The sequence below is a fragment of the Geodermatophilus telluris genome (genome assembly GCF_900102745.1).
GTDB classification, from domain to species: domain Bacteria; phylum Actinomycetota; class Actinomycetes; order Mycobacteriales; family Geodermatophilaceae; genus Geodermatophilus; species Geodermatophilus telluris.
The window spans coordinates 477,704-496,863 of the sequence record NZ_FMZF01000003.1; the positions used below are offsets into that span (position 1 = coordinate 477,704).

The 19,160-nt window shown below is 77.2% G+C and carries 16 protein-coding genes; 5 read left to right on the forward strand and 11 right to left on the reverse strand.

The features are described from left to right. Positions 1 to 49 precede the first annotated feature (49 nt). The 3 genes from BLQ97_RS23350 to BLQ97_RS12675 are packed head-to-tail and all read right to left on the reverse strand — an operon-like array spanning position 50 to position 3,360. Positions 50 to 1,831, reverse strand: coding sequence for a hypothetical protein (locus BLQ97_RS23350; protein ID WP_091366210.1), 1,782 nt, complete (start codon positions 1,829 to 1,831; stop codon positions 50 to 52). Positions 1,832 to 1,884: 53 nt separating this feature from the next. Next, positions 1,885 to 2,628, reverse strand: a complete 744-nt coding sequence (locus BLQ97_RS12670; protein ID WP_091366211.1) for an alanyl-tRNA editing protein — start codon at positions 2,626 to 2,628, stop codon at positions 1,885 to 1,887. Positions 2,629 to 2,640: 12 nt separating this feature from the next. Continuing rightward, the gene (locus BLQ97_RS12675) at positions 2,641 to 3,360 is read right to left on the reverse strand and encodes a type 1 glutamine amidotransferase (RefSeq protein WP_091366212.1); all 720 of its coding nucleotides are present in this window, start codon (positions 3,358 to 3,360) and stop codon (positions 2,641 to 2,643) included. Between the two features lie 127 nt (positions 3,361 to 3,487). Here BLQ97_RS12675 and BLQ97_RS12680 point away from each other — a divergent pair, with 127 nt between their 5' ends. Beyond that, the gene (locus tag BLQ97_RS12680) at positions 3,488 to 4,108 is read left to right on the forward strand and encodes a putative quinol monooxygenase (protein ID WP_091366462.1); all 621 of its coding nucleotides are present in this window, start codon (positions 3,488 to 3,490) and stop codon (positions 4,106 to 4,108) included. 43 nt (positions 4,109 to 4,151) lie between these two features. Here BLQ97_RS12680 and BLQ97_RS12685 read toward each other — a convergent pair whose 3' ends face one another. The 5 genes from BLQ97_RS12685 to BLQ97_RS23355 all read right to left on the reverse strand — a co-directional run bounded on the left by BLQ97_RS12685 (position 4,152) and on the right by BLQ97_RS23355 (position 10,116). Then, the gene (locus BLQ97_RS12685; protein ID WP_091366213.1) at positions 4,152 to 5,225 is read right to left on the reverse strand and encodes an acyl-CoA dehydrogenase family protein; all 1,074 of its coding nucleotides are present in this window, start codon (positions 5,223 to 5,225) and stop codon (positions 4,152 to 4,154) included. Beyond that, positions 5,222 to 6,391 (reverse strand): acyl-CoA dehydrogenase family protein, encoded by a 1,170-nt coding sequence (locus BLQ97_RS12690; RefSeq protein WP_091366214.1) that lies wholly within the window; start codon positions 6,389 to 6,391, stop codon positions 5,222 to 5,224. Before BLQ97_RS12690 ends, BLQ97_RS12685 begins: the two co-directional genes overlap by 4 nt. Positions 6,392 to 6,450: 59 nt before the next feature. Next, complete coding sequence (locus BLQ97_RS12695) at positions 6,451 to 9,072, reverse strand: SpoIIE family protein phosphatase (protein ID WP_091366215.1); 2,622 nt, start codon at positions 9,070 to 9,072, stop codon at positions 6,451 to 6,453. 14 nt (positions 9,073 to 9,086) lie between these two features. Next, on the reverse strand, positions 9,087 to 9,884 hold the full coding sequence (locus BLQ97_RS12700) for an alpha/beta fold hydrolase (RefSeq protein WP_245692123.1): 798 nt from the start codon (positions 9,882 to 9,884) through the stop codon (positions 9,087 to 9,089). 88 nt (positions 9,885 to 9,972) lie between these two features. Further along, positions 9,973 to 10,116 (reverse strand): hypothetical protein, encoded by a 144-nt coding sequence (locus tag BLQ97_RS23355; protein WP_175471715.1) that lies wholly within the window; start codon positions 10,114 to 10,116, stop codon positions 9,973 to 9,975. Between the two features lie 188 nt (positions 10,117 to 10,304). Here BLQ97_RS23355 and BLQ97_RS12705 point away from each other — a divergent pair, with 188 nt between their 5' ends. Both BLQ97_RS12705 and BLQ97_RS12710 read left to right on the forward strand, forming a co-directional pair. Then, positions 10,305 to 10,973 (forward strand): hypothetical protein, encoded by a 669-nt coding sequence (locus BLQ97_RS12705; RefSeq protein WP_091366216.1) that lies wholly within the window; start codon positions 10,305 to 10,307, stop codon positions 10,971 to 10,973. Between the two features lie 203 nt (positions 10,974 to 11,176). Further along, positions 11,177 to 13,486: a HelD family protein gene (locus BLQ97_RS12710; RefSeq protein ID WP_091366217.1), complete on the forward strand. Its 2,310-nt coding sequence runs from the start codon at positions 11,177 to 11,179 to the stop codon at positions 13,484 to 13,486. A 144-nt stretch (positions 13,487 to 13,630) separates the two neighbouring features. On the opposite strand, the gene BLQ97_RS12715 is transcribed toward BLQ97_RS12710, so the two are convergent. From BLQ97_RS12715 to BLQ97_RS12725, 3 genes are all read right to left on the reverse strand, one after another. After that, positions 13,631 to 14,893 (reverse strand): cytochrome P450, encoded by a 1,263-nt coding sequence (locus tag BLQ97_RS12715; protein WP_091366218.1) that lies wholly within the window; start codon positions 14,891 to 14,893, stop codon positions 13,631 to 13,633. A 51-nt stretch (positions 14,894 to 14,944) separates the two neighbouring features. Beyond that, positions 14,945 to 16,564, reverse strand: coding sequence for an SIR2 family NAD-dependent protein deacylase (locus tag BLQ97_RS12720; RefSeq protein WP_091366219.1), 1,620 nt, complete (start codon positions 16,562 to 16,564; stop codon positions 14,945 to 14,947). Positions 16,565 to 16,635: 71 nt separating this feature from the next. Next, entirely contained in the window at positions 16,636 to 17,223 is a 588-nt protein-coding gene (locus tag BLQ97_RS12725) for a hypothetical protein (RefSeq protein WP_091366220.1), read from the reverse strand. Positions 17,224 to 17,379: 156 nt separating this feature from the next. Between BLQ97_RS12725 and BLQ97_RS12730 the strand changes: the two genes are divergently transcribed. After that, the gene (locus BLQ97_RS12730) at positions 17,380 to 18,234 is read left to right on the forward strand and encodes a DUF1206 domain-containing protein (protein ID WP_245692125.1); all 855 of its coding nucleotides are present in this window, start codon (positions 17,380 to 17,382) and stop codon (positions 18,232 to 18,234) included. Positions 18,235 to 18,301: 67 nt separating this feature from the next. After that, positions 18,302 to 19,144, forward strand: coding sequence for a DUF1206 domain-containing protein (locus BLQ97_RS12735; protein WP_091366221.1), 843 nt, complete (start codon positions 18,302 to 18,304; stop codon positions 19,142 to 19,144). Positions 19,145 to 19,160: the final 16 nt, after the last annotated feature.

Consider the following 19,160-nt stretch of genomic DNA (forward strand, 5'->3'; position numbering starts at 1 on the left):
CGGGGAGCGGGAGGACCGGCCCCGGCGGCGGCGTGCACGCCGGGGAGGGTCAGTCGGGCGAGAAGCCGGGGTCGGCGAGCGTCGGGGCGGCGACGTGGTGGACCTGGGCGCCACCGCTGGACACCGAGGCCACGAACCCGGGCGGACCGGCCACGAGGACGGCCTCCGGGAAGGCCTGCAGCCCCGCGGACGACGACGAGGCGACGGGTCCGGGTGCCGGCGCCGGAGCGGTGGGCAGCGGCACCGGGTGGGAGGCGGGGACGCCGACGGGGACGGTGCTGTCGGCCAGCGGCGGAGCGGACGGCGTCGACGCGCGGGTGGCCCCGGCGCTCCGGTGCGACCGCTCGGGGGTCGCGGACGGGGTGTCGGACACCGACGGGGCGAGTGCGGCGACCACCAGCGACAGCGACACCTGGACCGCCGGCGCCACGACCGAGCCGGTCGCGAGCACCACGGCACGGGTCTTCTGCGGGGTGGGCGTGCCGGCCTGAGTCACGGTCGTGGTCACCGAGGTGCCGACCGGCTCTGCGGCCTCTGTCGCCGGCGCCGTGACCGCCTTCCCCGCGTCGGCGACCGGCGCGGTGACCGCCTCCTCCACGGCCGGGACGACGGGCGCCGGGGCGGGCTCCTCGACCACCGGCGTCACCGCCTCGACGACCTCCTCGGCGACGGGCGGGAGGACCGGCGCGACCACCTCGGCCGCCGGCGCAGCCACCTCGGCCACCGGTGCGACGGCCGGCGCGACCGCGTCGACCATCCCGGTCACGGGTGCGGGGTCGGGCACCACCGCGTCCACGGTGGGCACCGCTGCCTCGACGACGGGGGCGACCGGTCGCAGGACCTCGGTGGCCACGGGAGGGACGCGCTCGACGACCGGCGCCGCCACGTCGACGACCGGCGCCGCCACGTCGACCACCGGCGCCACCGAGCCGACGACCGGCGCGACGGCCTCGATGACCCGTGCCGGCGGAGCGACGACCGGCGCCGCCACGTCGACCACCGCCACGACGGCCTCGACGACGGGCGCGGCTGCCTCGACCACCGGCGCCACGGGCGGGACGACCGCGGTCACGGGCTCCAGGACCGGCGTCACCGCGTCCACCACAGGCGTCACCGCGTCGACGACCGGCGCCACGGGCGGGACGACCTCGACCACGGGCTCCAGGACCGGTGGCACCGCCTCGACGATCGGCGCGGCCACAGCGGGCAGCTCCGCGACCTGCAGCCCGGGCGGGAGGGCCCCGGTGGCGGGTGTCGCCGGTCGGGCCACCGGCGGGACCGCCCCGACGACCGGTCGGGCCACGGCAGCCACGTCCTCGACCACGGGCGTCACGGTCTCGACCACGGGCGTCACGGTCTCGACGACCGGCTCCACGGTCTCGGTCACCGGCTCGACGACCGGGGGCACGACCTCCGCGACCGGCTCGACGACCTCCTCGACAGGCGGCTCGGTGACGGCGTCCACCACCGGCGCGGCCTCTTCGACGACCGGCGCCACGTCCTCGACGACCGGCTCGACGACCTCCTCGACAGGCGGCTCGGTGACGGCGTCCACCACCGGCGCCACGCCCTCGACCACCGGCTCGGTCACGGTCTCGGCGACCGGCTCCGCCACCTCGACCACCGGGTCGACGACCGGCTCGGTCACCGCGTCGACGGCGTCACCGGCCGACCCGAGCAGGTCGCCGTCGTCGGCCCGCGCGGTGCCCGGGAGGGCGAGCGCGAGCGCATACAGGCAGCTCAGCAGCCCGACCAGCAGGAGGGCCCGGCGCACCCAGCACGGACCGACCGCGAAGCCCGCGGCCGCCTCGGCTGAGCGCCCACCGTCCATCACCCCACAGGCTAGAGCCGCTCCACCCGATCCGCAGCACGGACGGAACTGGATCAGACGATTCGCACCCGCAGCCGCCGGAACCCGCGGCCCTTGTTCTCCATCTTGACCACCTCGACCCGACCCACCATCGCCGTCGAGGCCACGTGCGTGCCGCCGTCGGCCTGCAGGTCCAGCCCGACGACGTCGACGATCCGCACCTGCTCGATGTCCGGCGGCAGCAGGTCGGTCGCGGTGCGGATGAGGTCGGGGATCGCGTAGGCCTCCTCGCGCGGGAGCGTGCGCACCACGATCGGCCGGTCGGCGGTGATCTCGGCGTTGACCGCCTCGGCCACCCGGTCCTTGAAGTCGGCGGGCACCTCGGCGAGGTCGAAGTCCATCCGCGCGGTCAGCGGCTCCATGTTGCCGCCGGTCACCTTGGCGCCGAAGTCGCGCAGCACGACGCCGGTGAGCACGTGCAGCCCCGAGTGGGTGCGCATCAGCGCCGTCCGCCGCTCGTCGTCCAGCGCGCCGCGGACGGCGGTCCCCGGCGGCGGCAAGGGGTCGCCCTCGACCGGCAGCAGGTACAGCTCGTCGCCCCGCCGCGTGCCGGCGATGCGGGTGCGGACGCCGCCCCACAGCAGCACCCCCTCGTCCGGGGGCTGCCCACCGCCGCCCGGGTAGAAGGCCGACCGGTCGAGCACGATGCCCTGCTCGGGGTCGGCGGCCACGACGGTGGCGTCCCACTCGCGGACGGTGGCGTCGGCCAGGTCGAGGCGGTGGGTGTGTCCGTGCCGGTCAGCGCTCACGGTCGGCATCCTGTCGGACGCTCAGGCCGCGGCCTCGACGTCCTCCGCCCGCGCCAGGAACGCCGCCACCAGCCGCGCGCACGCCGCGGCCGAGGCCTCCCGCCGCTGCGCGATCTCCACCCGCAGCCCGGGCACCAGCGCGGCGGCCTCCGGCGGCGGCGGGCCGGTCAGCTCCCAGGTCTCCTCCCACGCCGAGAACGCGCCCGGGTCGATCTCCGGGTGGAACTGCACCCCCAGGTGCGGGCCGGACGCGAACGCCTGCACCGCGCGGGCGGTCCGCGCCACCTCGACCGCGCCGGGCGGCACGGTGAACCGGTCGCCGTGGTACTCGAACCACGGCCCGGCCGGCACCAGCTCCGGGTCGGCGGTCTCCACCGACAGGAAGCCGTGCTCCCCCGCCGGCGCGGGCGCGACCACCCCGCCGAGCACCCGTGACAGCGCCTGCCCCCCGAAGCAGACGCCGAGCACCGGCGTCCCGGCGTCCACCGCGCGGCGCAGGTAGGCCAGCTCGGCGGCCAGCCAGGGCACCGTGTCGTCGTGGGCGGCCGCGCCGGAGCCCATCACCACGAGCGTGCGCAGCGTGCCGGGGTCGGGCAGGTCGGTCAGCAGCGGCGACGGCCCGACCGCCGTCCCGACGACGACGTCGAGGCCCTGGGCCTCGAGGGCCGGCCGGATCGTGCCGACCAGCCGGTGCCCCCGCGAGGGGTCGGCGTCGTGGACCAGGACGAGCGCGGTCTGCATGCCCCCATCATCGGCAGCGGGCCGCCGTCCCCGGCGCACGGGGAGGGGCTTCCCCCGGCGCGCGACCGCGGGAATGCTGTCGGGTGCGGCGGTGCCGCGGGGCGCCGCCGTCCCGGAGGAGGACGGCATGTACGCACGGTCGACCACGCTCAACGGCGCCCCCATGACCATCGACGACGGCATCGCCTACGTCTGCGACGAGGTGATGCCCGCGGTGACCGCCATGCCGGGCTGCGTCGGGCTGTCGATGCTGGCCGACCGGGAGAGCGGGCGGTGCATCGTCACCTCCTCCTGGCACGACGCCGAGGCGATGCGGGCCAGCGCCGAGGGCGTCCGCGGGCTGCGCGAGCGCGCGGCGAGCATCTTCGGCGGCCCCCCGGAGGTGCACGACTGGGAGGTCGCGGTCATGCACCGGCGCTCCGAGGCACCGTCGGGCGCGTGCACGCGGGTGACCTGGACGAAGGCCGACCCCGGACAGGTCGACCGCGTCCTCGACGCCTACCGCTCGGTGATGGTGCCGCGGATGGAGGACTACGCCGGCTTCTGCAGCGTGAGCCTGTTCCTCGACCGCGCGCAGGGCCTGTCGGCGTCCGCGGTGACCTTCGAGGACCGCGACTGCATGGAGGCCTCCCGCACGCACGCCCGCGCCAGCCGTGACGACTTCGCCCGCCTCATGCGCATCGAGATCACCGACCACGACGAGTTCGACCTCGTCCTGGCGCACCTGCGGGTCCCCGAGACGGTCTGAGGGCCGGCGGGCCGGCGCCTGCCGCGGCGCCGGCCCGGCGAGTTCAGACGACCCGGGTGAGGGCCGGCCAGAGGTCGTCGCCCCCGCCGGCGACCAGCCCGGCGCCCAGCGCACGCGACCAGGCCAGCTCGTTGCCGGCCTCGTCCCGCCACGACCAGCAGCGGCGGGTGAGGTGGTGCAGCCGGTACTCCTGGGTGAACCCGATCGCGCCGTGCACCTGGTGTGCCCGCTTGGCCACCACCTCGACCGCGCAGCCCGCCCGCACCTTGGCGGCCGCGGCGGCGAGCACCACGGTGTCCTCCCCGCGGTCGAGCGCCTGGACGGCGGCGTCGACGAGCGCGGCGGTGGCGGTGACCTCCCCGGCCATCTCCGCGAGCTCCATCTGGATGGCCTGGAACTTCCCCAGCGGCCGGCCGAACTGCTGCCGCTCGCCGGCGTACTGCACCGTCCAGGCCAGCACCTGCTCCAGCGCCGCGGAGACCTGCACCGCCCGGGCCAGCGCGTACCGGGCGCGCACCAGCTCCGCCTGCGCCGGCGACAGCAGCGCCCCGGGCACCCCGACGCCGTCGAGCACCAGCGACCCGCGCGGCTCGCCGGCCAGGTTCACCGCCCGCGACGCGGTCAGCCCCGCGGTGTCGACGACGGCCAGCACCGCACCCTCGATCCCGGCCGGCGGGGCCGCCAGCACCGCGACGTGCCGCGCGACCCCGGCCCACGGGACGTCGACCGCGGTGCCGGTGAGGGTGAAGCGGCCCGGGCCGTCGCCGTCGTCGGAGGGCTCGGCGGTGACCGCTCCGTCCACGGCGATGGTCAGCGGCTCCTCGGGCGCGGGCAGGTCGAGGTCGGCGGCCAGCAGCGCGGGCGCGGCCACCAGCAGCTGCTCGGCCACCGGCACCGCCCCGGCACCGGCGGCCAGCGTGCGGACGACGGCCACCGCGTCGGCCAGCTCGCCGCCGGAGCCGCCGGCCTCCTCGGGCAGCCCGACGCCGGTGAGCCCGGCCTCGGCCAGGTCGGCCCACAGGCCCTCGTCCCACGGCCGCTCGTCGGACAGCAGCAGCGGCTCGTGCCCGGCGAGGATCTCCCGGACGGTCTCGACCACCAGGTCCTGATCGCTCATCGCAGTCCCAGCCCTCGTGCCACGATCCCGCGCAGGATCTCGTTGGTGCCGCCCCGCAGCGTGTAGCCGGGGGCGTGCAGCTGCGCCTCGGCCAGCGCGCGGCCCAGCGGGTCGGGGCTGTCCAGCGACGCGGGGACGTCGACCACGCGGCGCACCTCGTCGACGACGTCCTGCTCGAACGTCGTCCCCACGTCCTTGACCAGCGCCGCCGGGATGTCGGGCAGCTCCCCGCGGTCGAGGGCGGCGGCGATCCGCAGCGACAGCTGCCGCAGCGACAGCGCCCGCGCCGACAGCCGGCCGAGCGTGGCCAGCTGCGCGGGGTCGCCGGTGGCGGCGGCGCGGCGGCCGAACTCGGCCAGCAGCGGCCAGGTGGAGAGGAACCGCTCGGGGCCCGACCGCTCGAAGGCCAGCTCCGCGGTCACCTGGTGCCAGCCGGCGCCCTCGGTGCCCAGCACCATCTCGCCGGGCACGACGACGTCGTCGAACACGACCTCGTTGAAGTGGTGGCCGCCGTCGAGGATGCGGATCGGGTTGATGCTCAGGCCTGGCAGCGACAGGTCGACCAGCAGCTGGGTCAGCCCCTGGTGCTTGCCGCGCGGCCCCTCCCCGGGCGGGCCGGTCCGCACCAGCACGATCCCGTAGTGCGAGTGGTGGGCGTTGCTCGTCCACACCTTGGCGCCGTTGACCACCCAGTCGCCGTCGGCGTTGCGCGCGGCGCGGGTGCGGATGGAGGCGAGGTCCGAGCCGCTGTCGGGCTCGCTCATGCCGATGACGAAGTAGCACTCACCGGCGGCGATGCGGGGCAGGATCTCCTTGCGCTGCGCCTCGGTGCCGTAGCGCAGCAGGTTGGGCCCCGACTGCCGGTCGGCGATCCAGTGCGCGGCCACCGGGGCGCCGGCGGCGAGCAGCTCCTCGGTGACGGCGTAGCGCTCCATCGCGCTGCGCTCGTGCCCGCCGTACTCCTTGGGCCAGGTCATCCCCAGCCAGCCGCGGGCGCCGAGCTTGCGCGAGAAGTCGGGGTCCACGCCGGACAGCCAGGTGTCCACGTGGGTGGTGAAGGTGCCCGCGGCGAGCTCCTCGGCGAGGAACTGCCGCACCTCGAGGCGGACCTGCTCGGCGGCCTCGGACGGCGGGGCGGGCGCCAGGGTCAACTGGTTGCTGCTCATACCGGATCGGTCCCCACGTCGGCGTGGTGGTCTGTCAGCGTCGGTTGTACAGCACCGCCTCAGCGGTCCTCGTCGCCACCGGGGCGGACGTCGCGGGCCAGCTGGCGCAGCTCGCCCACCGCGTCGCCCACCGCGCCGGACAGCCGGGTCAGCGCGCCCGACACCAGCCGGCGCACCGCGGCGGGGTCCAGGCCGAGGAACGAGCCCAGGCCCGCGGCGACGTCCACCCCGGGGAAGCCCGGCGACGGCGGCCGCTCCTCGGTGCGCCCGGGCGACCAGCGCATCGCGTCCCCGGAGACGGTGACGTCGCCGGCGGCGCCGTCCAGCACGTCGGCCAGGGCGTGCGGCACCGGGTCCGGCACCGGGTCCGGCGCGGGGTCCGCCACGGCGGAGGACCGCGGCAGGTCGTCGGCACCGGGCAGCCGGGTGAGCACCAGCAGCGCGACGTCGTCGGCCCGGCGGGAGCCGGTGAGCGCGGCCAGCAGCCGGTCGCACAGCGCGTCCGGGTCGGCCGGCCCCTCCCCCGCCGCCTCCGCGGCCACCACGCGCAGCCGGTCCAACCCGGCGTCGAGGTCGGCGGTGCGGCTCTCCACCAGCCCGTCGGTGAACAGCACCAGCGTCGCGCCCTCGGCCAGCCGGCCCGACCACTCGCGGGCCGGGCCGGGCGGTGCGCCGAGCACCCGGCCGGGCGTGACGGGGAGGAACTCGGCGCGGCCTCCCTGGACCAGCAGCGGCGGCAGGTGCCCGGCCGAGGCGATCCGCAGCTCCCCGGTGGCCGGGCGCAACGTGGCGAACAGGGCGGTGGCCATCCGCGGCAGGTCGAGCAACGGCCAGCTGCCGTGCAGCCGCTCGACCAGCGACCCCGGGTCCGGGCAGTCGACCAGCAGCGCCCGGTGCACGCTGCGCAGCTGGCCCATGGTCGCGGCGGCGGTGACGTCGTGGCCGACGACGTCCCCCACCGCCAGCCCCACCCGGTCGCCGCCGGGCAGCGGGACGACGTCGTAGAAGTCGCCGCCGACGTCGGCACCTCGGCTGCCGGGCAGGTAGCGCACCGCCAGCGCCAGCCCGGGCACCGCCGGCGGCTCGGGCGGCAGCAGGCTGCCCTGGAGCGCGTGCGAGGTCCGCGACTCCAGCTCGAAGCGCTGGGCGACGTCCATCCCCTGCGACATCTGCAGCGCCAGCTGCTCGGCGGTGTCGACGTCGGCCTCGGTGAACCGGCCGCGGCGGGCGTCGGCGCCCAGCGAGATGACGCCCAGCGGCCGGTTGTCCACCAGCAGCGGCACGCAGATGAGGTCGGTCAGCCCGAGGGCCCGGCTGACCGCCAGGTGCTGCGGGGAGGTGCTGATCCGCACCAGCATCGCCTCGTCGACCCCGCGGGCCCAGATCGTGCGGCGCTCGACCATCGCCCGCACCGAGGGGTGCGTGCCGTCGCGCTGCGGCAGGTGCTCGTCGCGCAGCTGCTCGACCAGGTGCCGGCGGGCCGGGTCGGCGTGCGCGACCACCGGCGCGGTGAGCCCGCGCTCGGTGAGCAGGTCGATGACGCAGATGTCGGCCAGCCCGGCGACCGCCAGCTCGGCCAGCCGCTGGACGGTCTCGCCGACCTCCCCGGCCGTGGCCAGCACCCGGGCGGCGTCGAGGAGGAACGCCGAGCGGGCGGCCTGGCGCACCGTCTCCTCGTGCAGCCGCACCCGCTCCAGCGCCTGCCCGGCCTGCCGGCCGAGGGTGGCCAGCAGCTCGGCGTCGGCCGGCGAGAGCGCGCCGCGCGTGCCGGGCTCGGCCAGGCTGATCAGCTCGCTGTCGTCGGTGACGCCCAGCAGGAGCACCAGCGCGCCCAGGTGCCGGTCGTCGGCGGCCGACACCGGGACGACGACCAGCGCCTCCTGCCCGGCCTCGGCCATCGCCCCGGCCAGCCCCGGCCAGCGCTGGTAGAGCTCCGGGCCGACCGGTGCCGCACGCACGCCGCCGGTGCGCACCAGCTCCGCGCCGGCCGGTGCCGCGGTGGCCAGGTGGGTGAGCAGCTCGGGGCTCAGCCCGTCGGAGGCGACCAGCTCCACCGGCACCGTGCCCTCCCGCCGCGCCCCGGGCACCGGGTCGGCCAGCCACAGCGCGGCGCCGCCGGCCTCGAGCGCACGGCGCGCCCGGCGCACCACCACGTCGGCGACCTGCTCGGCCGACCGCGCCGCGGCCAGCTCGGAGACGACCTGGTGCAGCGTGCGGGCGCGCACCTCGGCCTCGGTGGCGGCCTGCTGTGCGGCCAGCAGCGCGCGCTCGTACCGGCGGCGCGAGCTGGCCTCGAACACCGTGGCGCGGACCAGCAGCGGCCGGCCCTCGGCGTCGCGGACCTCGACGGCGTTGAGCAGGCACGGCAGCACCGACCCGTCGGCGCGGACGACGTCGAGCGCCACCTCGCGCACCGCCCCCTGCAGCCGCAGCAGCGGCGCGAGGTGGGTCTCGAAGAACACCCGTCCGCCGGCGCTGAGCAGATCGGGCAGCCGCTGGCCGAGCACCTCGTCGGGACGCCGCCCGGTCCAGCTGCAGAACGTGCCGTTGACCTTGACCACGTGCGCGTCGGGCAGCATCGAGAGGTACCCGCAGGGGGCGTTCTCGTAGAGGTCGGCGGGGTCCTCCTCGAGCAGCCGCGCCAGCCCCTCCGGGCGGGCCGGTCCCTCGTCGAGCGCCATCGGGTCCCCTCGCCTCAGGTGCCCGCGAGGAACGCCCGGATCGCCGCCGTCGTCTCCTCCGGCGCCGACAGGTGCGGGCAGTGACCGGTGGCGGCCAGCTGCCGGAAGACGCTGCCGGGCACGTGCTCGTGGACGTAGCGGCCGACCACCTCGGGGGCGATGGCGTCCCGGGTGCACTGCAGCACCAGCGTCGGCACGCGCACCGTCGGCAGGTCACCGCGGTTGTCGGACAGGAAGGTGACGCGGGCGAACTGGCGCGCCACGCCGGGGTCGGTGCGGCAGAAGCTCTGCGTCAGCTCGGCGGCCACGCCGGGGTTGTCCGGGCCGGCGACGACCGGTGCCAGCACGGCCGACCACTGCTGCGGGTTGGCGTCGAGGGAGTCCAGCAGCGCGGCGACGTCGGCGCGGCTGAAGCCGCCGGTGTAGCCGTCGTCGTCGACGTAGCGGGGGCTCGGGCCGACCATCACGAGCGCGCCGAAGCGCTCGGGCGCCGCCTGCGCGGCGAGGACGCCGATCATCGCGCTGACCGAGTGCCCGACGAACACGACGTCGGTCAGGTCGAGCTCGCGGCAGATCTCCACGACGTCGGCCGCGTAGCCGCGCAGCGAGCCGTAGCGCTCCGGGTCGTAGTGGGTCAGGTCGGAGCCGCCGGAGCCGACGTGGTCGAAGGTGACCACCCGGTGGTCGACGGCGAAGTCGGGGGCGACGGCCCGCCACATGCTCTGGTCGCAGCCGAACCCGTGGGCGAACAGCATCGGCCGGGCGCCGGCCGGGCCGCTCACGTGGACGCAGTTCCGCGTGATCACGCGCACCCGTCGAACGTAACGGACGACGCCGTCCCTGTCGCCGTCCGTCAGTGTCCGAGTGCGTGCCGGAACCGCGCTGTACCGCGGCCCCGGGTCACCAGCGCGAGGTGCCGCAGTCGGTGCAGCGCTTCTTCGCGGTGGTGGTCTCGCACCGGCAGTTGGGGCAGGTCCAGGTGGCCCGCGCCGGGCGGTCGGCGGTGGTGTCCAGCGTGGTGGTCTCCAGCGTGGTGGTGCTCACGGTGTGCTCGTCTCCCTGGTCGTCCGGGTGAGCACCCGAGGGTAGGCACAGGACATGTCGTCCTGATGACTTGCGGGTTGCGTGCAAGTCGGTGTGCAAGACGGGTCCCAGTGGTGCACAGGTGTCCCGCGGGAGCGTCCTCGCAGCGAGCCGGAGGGACCGGCTCCCACCCGAGGAAGGCACCCGCCGTGACCCGCACCCGCCTCACCCGCACCCTGCTCCGCACCGCCGTCCCGACCGCCGCCGTCGCGGCCGCGGTGGTCGCCGGCGCCGGCGCCGCGTCGGCGACCACGATCGCCTACAACGCCTACGACACCGACGCCAACGGCTACTACGACGCCTACGCCTTCGACGACAGCGGCGACGGCTACGAGGACACCTGGGCGATCGACTGGGACGAGAACGGCCTCGTCGAGCAGGTCGCCCTCGACACCGACCTCGACGGCTGGGCCGACACCTGGGCCTTCGACACCGACGAGGACGGCTACGTGGAGGAGGTCGGCGTCGACACCACCGGCAACGCCCAGCCCGACGAGTGGGGCGCCGACACCGACCTCGACGGCTACCTCGACCTGGTGGCCCACGACGTCGACGACGACGGGTACGCCGACTTCTCCGAGCCCGCCACCACGGCGTCCTACGCCTACGCCACGGTGAGCTACGTGTTCGCCGAGGCCGACGGCTGGGTCTACTGGGAGAGCACCGTCGAGTACGGCTACGGCCTGACCTCCGACGGCGCGGCCGCCGACAGCGGCATCACCTCGCTGACCGGCGGCGAGCCGGGGGTCACCGCCCAGATGGAGGACACCGAGCCGACCGGCGGCCTGGTCGCCCAGGCGCTGCTCGAGATGTTCTGACAGCGCCGACCGTCCTGCCGGTGCCCGGGCCCGACGGGCCCGGGCACCCGGACGCCGGCGCGCGGGGAGACCCGACACACGCGCCGGAGGGGTGACAGGAGGGTGCCGAAAGGCGCAGGATGGTCGATTGCCGCGTGTGCCGGAAAAGGGCACGGAATGGCGGCGAGAAGTGAACGGCGACCATTCTAGCAGAGGGAAGTGCATTGCCGGCGACCCCGTCCGACGTCGTCCCCGACCGCGAGCTCGCGCACGAGCAGACCTACGTCAGCGACCTCTACACCCGCCTCGACGCCGCCCGCGAGCTGGCCACCCGGCGGCTGCGCCAGGCGATCTCCTGGCCGGCGGTCGACCCGCAGGCCCTGCAGGAGCGCGACGCCACCGTGCGGTTCCAGACCGAGCGGGTGACCGCCCTCGACGCCGCCGAGGCGGGCCTGTGCGTGGGCCGCATCGACCGCACCGACGACGGCGCGCTCTACATCGGCCGGATCGGCCTGCCCGCCGACGACGCCGGCGGTGACCCGGCACTGGTCGACTGGCGGGCCCCGGCGGCCCGGCCCTTCTACACCGCGACCCCGGTGCACCCGCTGGGCATCGAGCGGCGGCGGCACATCCGCACCCGCGGGCGCACCGTCGTCCGGCTCGACGACGAGGTGCTCACCGGCGGGGTCGCCGGCTCCGGGCTGACCGGCGAGGCGGCGCTGTTCGCCGCGCTGGACGCCTCCCGCACGGGCCGGATGACCGACATCGTGCGCACGATCCAGGCCGAGCAGGACCGGATCATCCGCGCCGACGACCGCGGGGTGCTCGTCGTCCAGGGCGGGCCCGGCACCGGCAAGACGGCGGTGGCGCTGCACCGCGCGGCCTACCTGCTCTACACCCACCGCGAGCGGCTGGCCCGGCGCGGGCTGCTCGTCGTCGGCCCGACGCCGACGTTCCTGCGCTACATCGCCGACGTGCTGCCCGCGCTCGGCGAGACCGGCGTGCTGCTCGCCGGGCTCGGCCAGCTGCGGCCGGGACTCGACGCGCGCGGTGAGGAGTCGCCGGAGACGGCGGCGGTCAAGGGCCGGCTGGAGATGGTCGACGTGCTGCGCGCGGCCATCGCCGACCGGCAGGTGGTGCCCGACGCGCCCCGCGAGGTCGTCGTCGACGGGTTCCCCCTGCGGCTGCGGCCGGTCGACGTCTCCCGCGCCCGCACCGCCGCCCGCCGGGCCGACCCGCTGCACAACCTGGCCCGCCCGGTGTTCGTGCGGCGGGTCGTCGACCTGCTGACCCGCCGCTACGCCGAGCGCATCGGTGCGGGCGTCGACGCCGGCCGGGACCTGTTCGACCGCGAGGACGTCGCCGCGCTGCGCCGCGAGGTGGCGGAAGACCCCGGGGTGCGCTCGCTGCTGGCGCAGCTGTGGCCGGTGCTCACCCCCGAGCGGCTGCTCACCGACCTCTACGCCGACGCCGACCGCCTCGCCCGGGCCACCCCCGGGTGGTCCGACGCCGACCGGGCGCTGCTGCACCGCGCGCGGGGTGCGGGGTGGACGCCGGCCGACGTGCCGCTGCTGGAGGAGGCCGAGGAGCTGCTCGGCTTCGACGACAGCGCGCAGCGGGCCCGCGCCGACCGGGACCGCCGCCGGGCGCTGGCCCGCGCCCAGGAGACGCTCGACGTGCTGCACGGCTCCCGGTCGGTGGACCTCGAGGACGAGCACCTGGAGGCCGAGGTGCTCAGCGCCGGCGACCTGCTCTCCGCCGAGGACCTCGCCGACCGGCACCGCGAGCTCGACTTCCGCACCACCGCCGAGCGGGCCGCCGCCGACCGCACCTGGACCTTCGGGCACGTGGTCGTCGACGAGGCGCAGGAGCTCTCGCCGATGGCCTGGCGGCTGCTGGTGCGCCGCTGCCCCACCCGCTCGATGACCGTCGTCGGCGACGTCGCGCAGACCGGCAGCCTGGCCGGCGCCGACCGCTGGGACGCCGTGCTGCGCCCGCACGTCGGCGACGCCTGGCGGCTGGAGGAGCTGACCGTCAACTACCGGACCCCGGCCGAGGTCATGGCCGTGGCCGCCGACGTGCTCGCCGCCTCCGGCACCGGGCTGCGCCCGCCGCGGTCGGTGCGCACCGGCGGGGCGCTCCCGGCCGCCGAGCTGACCGGGTCGCCGGGGCTGGCCGGCCGCGCGGCGGCGGTGGCGGCCGACCTGGCCGCCGGCGAGGGGACGACGGCGGTGCTGGTGCCGCCGAGCCGGCTGGCCGGCGTGGTCGCGGCGCTGCGGGAGCTGCGGCCGGACGTGCAGTCGGGTCCGGGCGCGGACTCCTCCGCCGGGCCGGTGGTGCTCACCCCCGGCGAGGCCAAGGGGCTGGAGTTCGACGCGGTGGTGCTCGCCGATCCGCAGGGGGTGCTCGACGAGGGCGTGCGCGGGGTCAACGACCTCTACGTGGCGCTCACCCGGGCCACCCAGCGGCTGGTCGTGCTCTCCCCCGGCCCGCTGCCGGCCGTGCTGTCCCGGCTGGAGGCCGCCGCGGCGTGAGCCGCCCGCCGGCGGCGGCACCCTGCGCCTCCGGCGTCCTCGTGCTCTGCCCCCGCACCGTGGGCAGAGCACGAGGACCGGCGGGACACCCCTGCCGCCCTCCCTCGTGCTCTGCCCCGCCGGTGCGGGCAGAGCACGACCGGGTCACGGGACGGGTGCTGCCACCGGGGTCGCGGGGCGCCAGAGCGCGGCGGGCCGCAGGACGACGCCGCTGGCCGGGCGGGCGGGGATCCGCCGCAGCGAGATGGTGAGGTCCTGGTCGGCGGGGATCTCCACCGGCAGCCGGGCCAGCCGGGGTGCCAGCGCGGCCAGCAGCGCCACGGTGAGCTGTTCGCCCGGGCAGCGGTGGTTGGTCCGCGGGTCGCCGCCGCCCTGGGGCACCAGCTCGAACGCGCCGATCTCCCGGCCGAGGAAGCGCTCGGGCCGGAAGGCGTAGGGGTCCTCCCACAGGTCCGGGTCGTGGTTCTGCCCGAAGAGGTCCAGCAGCACCATGGCGTTGCGCGGGATCGTCTGGCCGCCGAACTCCAGCCGCCGGGGCGCGCGGCCGCCGATGAACGGCGCGAACGGGTAGAACCGCCGCACCTCGTGCGCCCACGCCTCGGCGAAGGCGGGGTCGGCCTCGGCGAGCCGCGAACGGTACTCCGGCCAGCGGGCCAGCGCGTGCCCGGAGAAGGCCACGAACCAGGCGACGGCGGTGGTCGGCCGGATCACGTTGAGCAGCTCGACGGCGGCCACCCGCGGGTCCAGCGGCTGCCCGTCGGCGTCGCGGTGCGCGGCGACGACGCCCAGCGCCGACCCGGCCGGCACCGGCACCTCGCCGGCGCGGACCCGCTCGACCAGCCCGGCCAGCCAGTCCTCGCGCCGGCCCCGCGCCCGCCGGGCGCGCCAGTGCCGCGGCCCCCCGGTGGCGAAGCCGTCGACCATCGCCAGCAGGTCGCGCGCCAGCGCGGGCACCTCCTCCGGCGCGACCGGCACCCCGGCCCACCGGGTCACCGCGCCGGCGATGACCTGCGCCGACTCCTCGAAGAGCACGACCTGCGGCCGCGTCAGCCAGTCCCGTGCGGCGGCGTCCCAGTCGGCGCCGGCCCGCCCGGCCAGGTCCGCGACCCGCTCGTCGTCCATGAGCACCGACACGAACATCGCCTTGCGCACCCGGTGCGCCTCGCCGTCGAGGGTGTGCACCGCGCCCTTGCCGAACAGCGTGCCCTGCACCGGCTCGGGGATGGCGTGCGCGCGGTGGACGTGCTGCTCGTCGTAGAGGAAGCGCGCGGCGTCCGGGCCCTCGATCGCGACCGCCGGCAGCCCGCCCAGCCGGGTCCCGGCGGCGCGCCGGCCGCGGGCCCGGCGCAGGTCGGGCATCCAGGCGTAGCCCTTGGCCAGCAGGGCGAGGGAGTTCTCGAGACGCATGCCCCGCCCCTTCCCGCGCGGGGCGGGCGGCAACCCCGGGCGGGCTCCGGCTCAGCCGGGCCGCTGCTGCTGCAGCCGGTCGTCGTGCGGCTCGGAGGCGGCGTCGGCCGGCTCCCCCGCGCCGTCGTGGCGGCGGCCCGCCGAGCGCCCGTGCCCCAGCCGGCGCAGCAGCGCGGCCACCTCCCCGGCCGCCGACGGCGCCTGCGCCCCCTCGGGCACCCGCGCCGCGACGTCCTGCAGCGCCTCGGCCAGCGCGCGCTCCTCCCCGCTGAGCATGCCGCGGTAGGCCGGGTCGAGCAGGTAGCCGGTGGGCGGGGTGGACAGGCAGCCGATCAGGTCGAGCAGCACCTCCAGCCGGCGGGCGGCCTCGGCCGGCGAGGTGTCCGACCGCGACATCGCGACCGTCTCCACGTCCTGCTCCCACAGCCGCGCGCGGGCGAGGTCCTCGCGCAGCGCCAGCACCGTGCCCGACCGGTGCCGCGGCTCCCGGTCGGGCCCCTGGACGGCGCTGCGCACCTGGTGGGCGATGCGGACGAGGTCGTCGTCGAGCATCGAGGTGCCCACGAAGAGCACGTGCCGGGTGAGCAGCAGCGAGTGCAGCACGCCGGCCAGCGCCGCCCGGGAGTCGCCGAGCTGCAGGTACTCCTCGCGGGTCAGCACCACCGACTCCGGGTGCGCGGCGTCCCCGTGCAGCTTGAGCAGCCACGGCCGGCCCGGCTGCGGCTCGTCGTAGGGCAGCACCGACAGCTCCCGGCCGATGTCGGCGGCGGCGAGCTCGACGAGCGGGTCGTAGTTGGTGGTGACGAACTCCTGCACCGGCAGGTCGGCGATGAGCGCGTGGGCCAGCGCGTAGTGGCCGGGACCGAAGCGCTCCCGCACGAACTCCTGCAGCCGGTCGCGGCCCAGCTCCCGCGCGAGCAGCGCCGCGGAGTCCTCGGGTGGCAGCCGGGCCAGGCCGGCGCGCAGGTCGTCGTCCAGGCCGGAGCGGCCGGCCAGCTCGTCGAGCAGCTGCTCCCAGGTGGGCAGGCCGGCGGCCGCGCTGACGCCCGCGCCGATGAACAGCGCCAGCTGTCCGCGGCGGGCCCGCTCCCCCAGCTGGTCGGCCAGCGACCGCAGCGGGTCGGGCAGGGCCCAGCTGGTGGACTCGCCGCGGCGGATCCGCTGGGCGGCGGCCAGGTCGCTGGGTCCGCGCAGCACCAGCGCGACGTCGAAGCCGTGCTCGGCGGCGGCCTCGCGCAGCACCGGCAGCAGCTGCTGCAGCAGGTCGCCGCGCCGTCCGGCCGCCCCGCCCCAGCCGGTGCCCAGCGCGGGCAGGCCGACCAGCCGCCGCGCCCGGCCGTGCACCGGCTCGGGCACCTCCCGCCGGGCGACGGCGGCCAGCGCCTCGCGGGCGCCGTCGAGCAGCCAGTCCAGGCCCCGGCCGCAGTCGTCCACGGTGTCCAGCAGCCACGCGCGGCGCGGCCCGGAGCCGGGGACCTCGAGCACCCGCTCGCCGCCCGACCACTCCAGGTCCACGCAGATGCCCGTGTCGTCCTCGTCGGCGACGAGGTCGGTGGGCAGCAGGTCCCGCCAGCTCGCGGCGACCCGCAGGGTGCGGCCGGTGGGCACGAGGACGTCGTCGCAGGACAGCCGGGTCAGGTCGGCACCGACGACGAAGACGTGTCCGCTCACGCCGGTGCCCTACCCACCGACGTGCCGAGCCGGAACCCGACCGGCCGCGGCGGGCCGGCCGGGGAGGCGGGTCAGGCCCCGCAGCCCCCGGCACCGCACGCGCAACCGCCGCAGCCGGCCGGCCGGGCGAGGACCGGTCGGGCGGCGACCGAGCGCAGCGCGGCGGCACCGACCAGCAGCGGCACCGCGGCCAGGCCCGCGGCCAGCGCGGCGACCACCGTGGCGACGTCTGCCGCGCGCCCGGCGCCCTGCACGGCCGCGGTCCCGGCGAGCAGGCCGCCGACCAGCACGGTCCAGACCGCCAGCGCGGCGCCGGCACGGCGGGCGGTGCCGCCGCGGGCCAGGGCCACGGCCGTGGCGGCCAGCAGCGCCGACGGCACCCCGGCCAGGAGCGCCCAGCCGGACAGGGAGGCCGACACGGCCGCGGCGACGACCGCCGCGGCGCCGGCGAGCAGCGCCGCCGCCCCGGCCGGCGCCGCGCCGGCGCGCAGCAGGACCGCGCCGCGGGCGGCGGCGAGCACGCCGAGGCCACCGAGCAGCAGGCGGGCACCGAGGTCGCCGGTCAGCACCGCCGCGACGGCCAGGACCAGCAGCACGACGCCGAGCGCCGCGCGCACCGGCCACGCCCGGCGGGCCGCGTCGTGCTCGCTGCGCGTCACCGCGCGGAGGGTCCGTCCTGCCGTGCCGGTCGCCGTCGGGGTCGCCACGCCCCCAGTGTCCCTGATGCCCCGCGGCGCGGGACGCCCGGCGCGGGCAGCCGGTGCGTGCGACGCTCCCGGGGCCGTGCGGACGACGCGGCGGGGACGGCGGGGGGCGTGGCGGAGGACACAGCCGGCGACACGGCACCGGTGACCCAGCGGGCCGCCCACAGCCCGGTGCTCCGGCACACCGCGCGCCTCGGCCTGCTCGGCTACGCGCTCATCCACCTGCTGGTCGCCTGGCTGGCGCTGCAGCTGGCCTGGGGCCCGGGGCGCGCCCGCACCGCGGGCCGCTCCGCGGACTCGGCCGGCGCGCTCGACGTGCTGGCCGAGTCGCCGTTCGGCGACGGCCTGCTCTGGGCGCTGGCCGCGGCGCTGGCGGGCCTGTGCGCGTGGCAGGCGGTCGAGGTGCTGCGCCACCACCGGTCGGTCCCCGGGCCGGGGCCGCGGCGGCGGGCGGTGCTGGTGCAGGTGGTCAAGACGGTGGGCACCGCGGTGCTCTACGGCTTCCTCGCCGTCTCGGCCGCGCGGGCGGCGCTGGGCCTGCGGGCCGGGCGGCGGGAGGAGCAGGAGACGGTGCGCGGGGTGCTGTCCTGGCCGGGCGGGCAGGCGCTCGTCGTCGCCGTCGCCCTGGTGGTGGTCGGCATCGGCGTCTACCACGTGCGCAAGGGGTGGCGGTCGGACTTCCTCGGCGAGATCGACCTGTCCACGGTGTCCCCCGCCCTGTGCACCCTGACCACCCGGCTCGGGCAGGTCGGCTTCGTGCTCAAGGGCGTGGCGCTGGTGCTCGTGGGCGGGGTGGTCGGCTGGGCGGCGGCCACCTTCGACGCGGCGACGGCCACCGGCCTCGACGGGGCGCTGCGGGCGGTGGCCACCGGCCCGCTCGGTCCGGTCCTGCTCACCGCCGTGGCGACCGGGCTGGCCACCTTCTCCGTCTACCTGCTGGCCCGCGCCCGGCACCCGGTCGGCTGAGCCGACGCGGCACCGTGCGCTGTGCCACGCTGGACAGTCACACGGGGGTGCGAGAGGAGACCTGGCCATGAGCGGTCCGGGGACAGCAGCGGGCGCGGCCGGCCGGGCGGGCCAGAGCGACGCCCTGGAACACCTCGCCCGGGTCGGGTTGATCGCCTACGGCATGGTCCACGTGCTCATCGCGTGGCTGGCGCTGCAGCTGGCCTGGGGCGGGGGCAGCGGCGAGTCCGCCGACCAGTCCGGGGCGCTGGCCACCCTGGCCGAGTCGCCCGTGGGCAAGCCGCTGCTGTGGGTGCTCGCCATCGGGCTGGTCGCGCTGGCGCTGTGGCAGGCGGCCGAGGTGGTCCGCTGGCGCTCGGGCTGGTCGGCGTCCGGCGACGCGCGGAAGCGGGCGGTGCAGAAGTCGGTCAAGGCCGTCGCGAAGGCGGTCGTGTACGCGGCGCTGGCCGTGCTGGCGTTCCGGTTCGCCACCGGCGGCGGGCAGTCCAGCTCGGGCCAGCAGCAGCAGACGGCCGCCGGTGTCTTCGGCTGGCCCGGCGGGCGCTGGCTGGTCGCCGTCGTCGGGCTGGTCGTCATCGGGGTCGGCGTGCACCACGTCGTCAAGGGCTTGAGGAAGGGCTTCCTCGAGGAGATCGACCTGGCCTCGGCGCCCCCGGCGGCCGAGCGGACGGTGACCCGGCTCGGTCAGGTCGGCTACCCCGCGAAGGGCGTCGCGCTGGGCCTGGTCGGCGCGCTGCTGGTCTACGCCGCGGTCACCTTCGACCCGGCCAGGGCCTCCGGTCTCGACGGCGCCCTGCGGACCATCCTCGACGCGCCCTTCGGCCGGGTCCTGCTGACGCTCGTGGCACTGGGGATCGCGGCGTTCGGCGCGTTCTGCTTCGTGCGGGCGCGGTACCCCGAGCGGACCTGAGCGGCGTCCCCGACGA

Coding starts and splice junctions, on each gene's coding strand:
- BLQ97_RS23350 (WP_091366210.1), bottom strand. CDS start 1,831: ATGGACGGTGGGCGCTCAGCCGAGGCGGCCGCGGGCTTCGCGGTCGGT.
- BLQ97_RS12670 (WP_091366211.1), bottom strand. CDS start 2,628: ATGCCGACCGTGAGCGCTGACCGGCACGGACACACCCACCGCCTCGAC.
- BLQ97_RS12675 (WP_091366212.1), bottom strand. CDS start 3,360: ATGCAGACCGCGCTCGTCCTGGTCCACGACGCCGACCCCTCGCGGGGG.
- BLQ97_RS12680 (WP_091366462.1), top strand. CDS start 3,488: ATGTACGCACGGTCGACCACGCTCAACGGCGCCCCCATGACCATCGAC.
- BLQ97_RS12685 (WP_091366213.1), bottom strand. CDS start 5,225: ATGAGCGATCAGGACCTGGTGGTCGAGACCGTCCGGGAGATCCTCGCC.
- BLQ97_RS12690 (WP_091366214.1), bottom strand. CDS start 6,391: ATGAGCAGCAACCAGTTGACCCTGGCGCCCGCCCCGCCGTCCGAGGCC.
- BLQ97_RS12695 (WP_091366215.1), bottom strand. CDS start 9,072: ATGGCGCTCGACGAGGGACCGGCCCGCCCGGAGGGGCTGGCGCGGCTG.
- BLQ97_RS12715 (WP_091366218.1), bottom strand. CDS start 14,893: ATGCGTCTCGAGAACTCCCTCGCCCTGCTGGCCAAGGGCTACGCCTGG.
- BLQ97_RS12735 (WP_091366221.1), top strand. CDS start 18,302: ATGAGCGGTCCGGGGACAGCAGCGGGCGCGGCCGGCCGGGCGGGCCAG.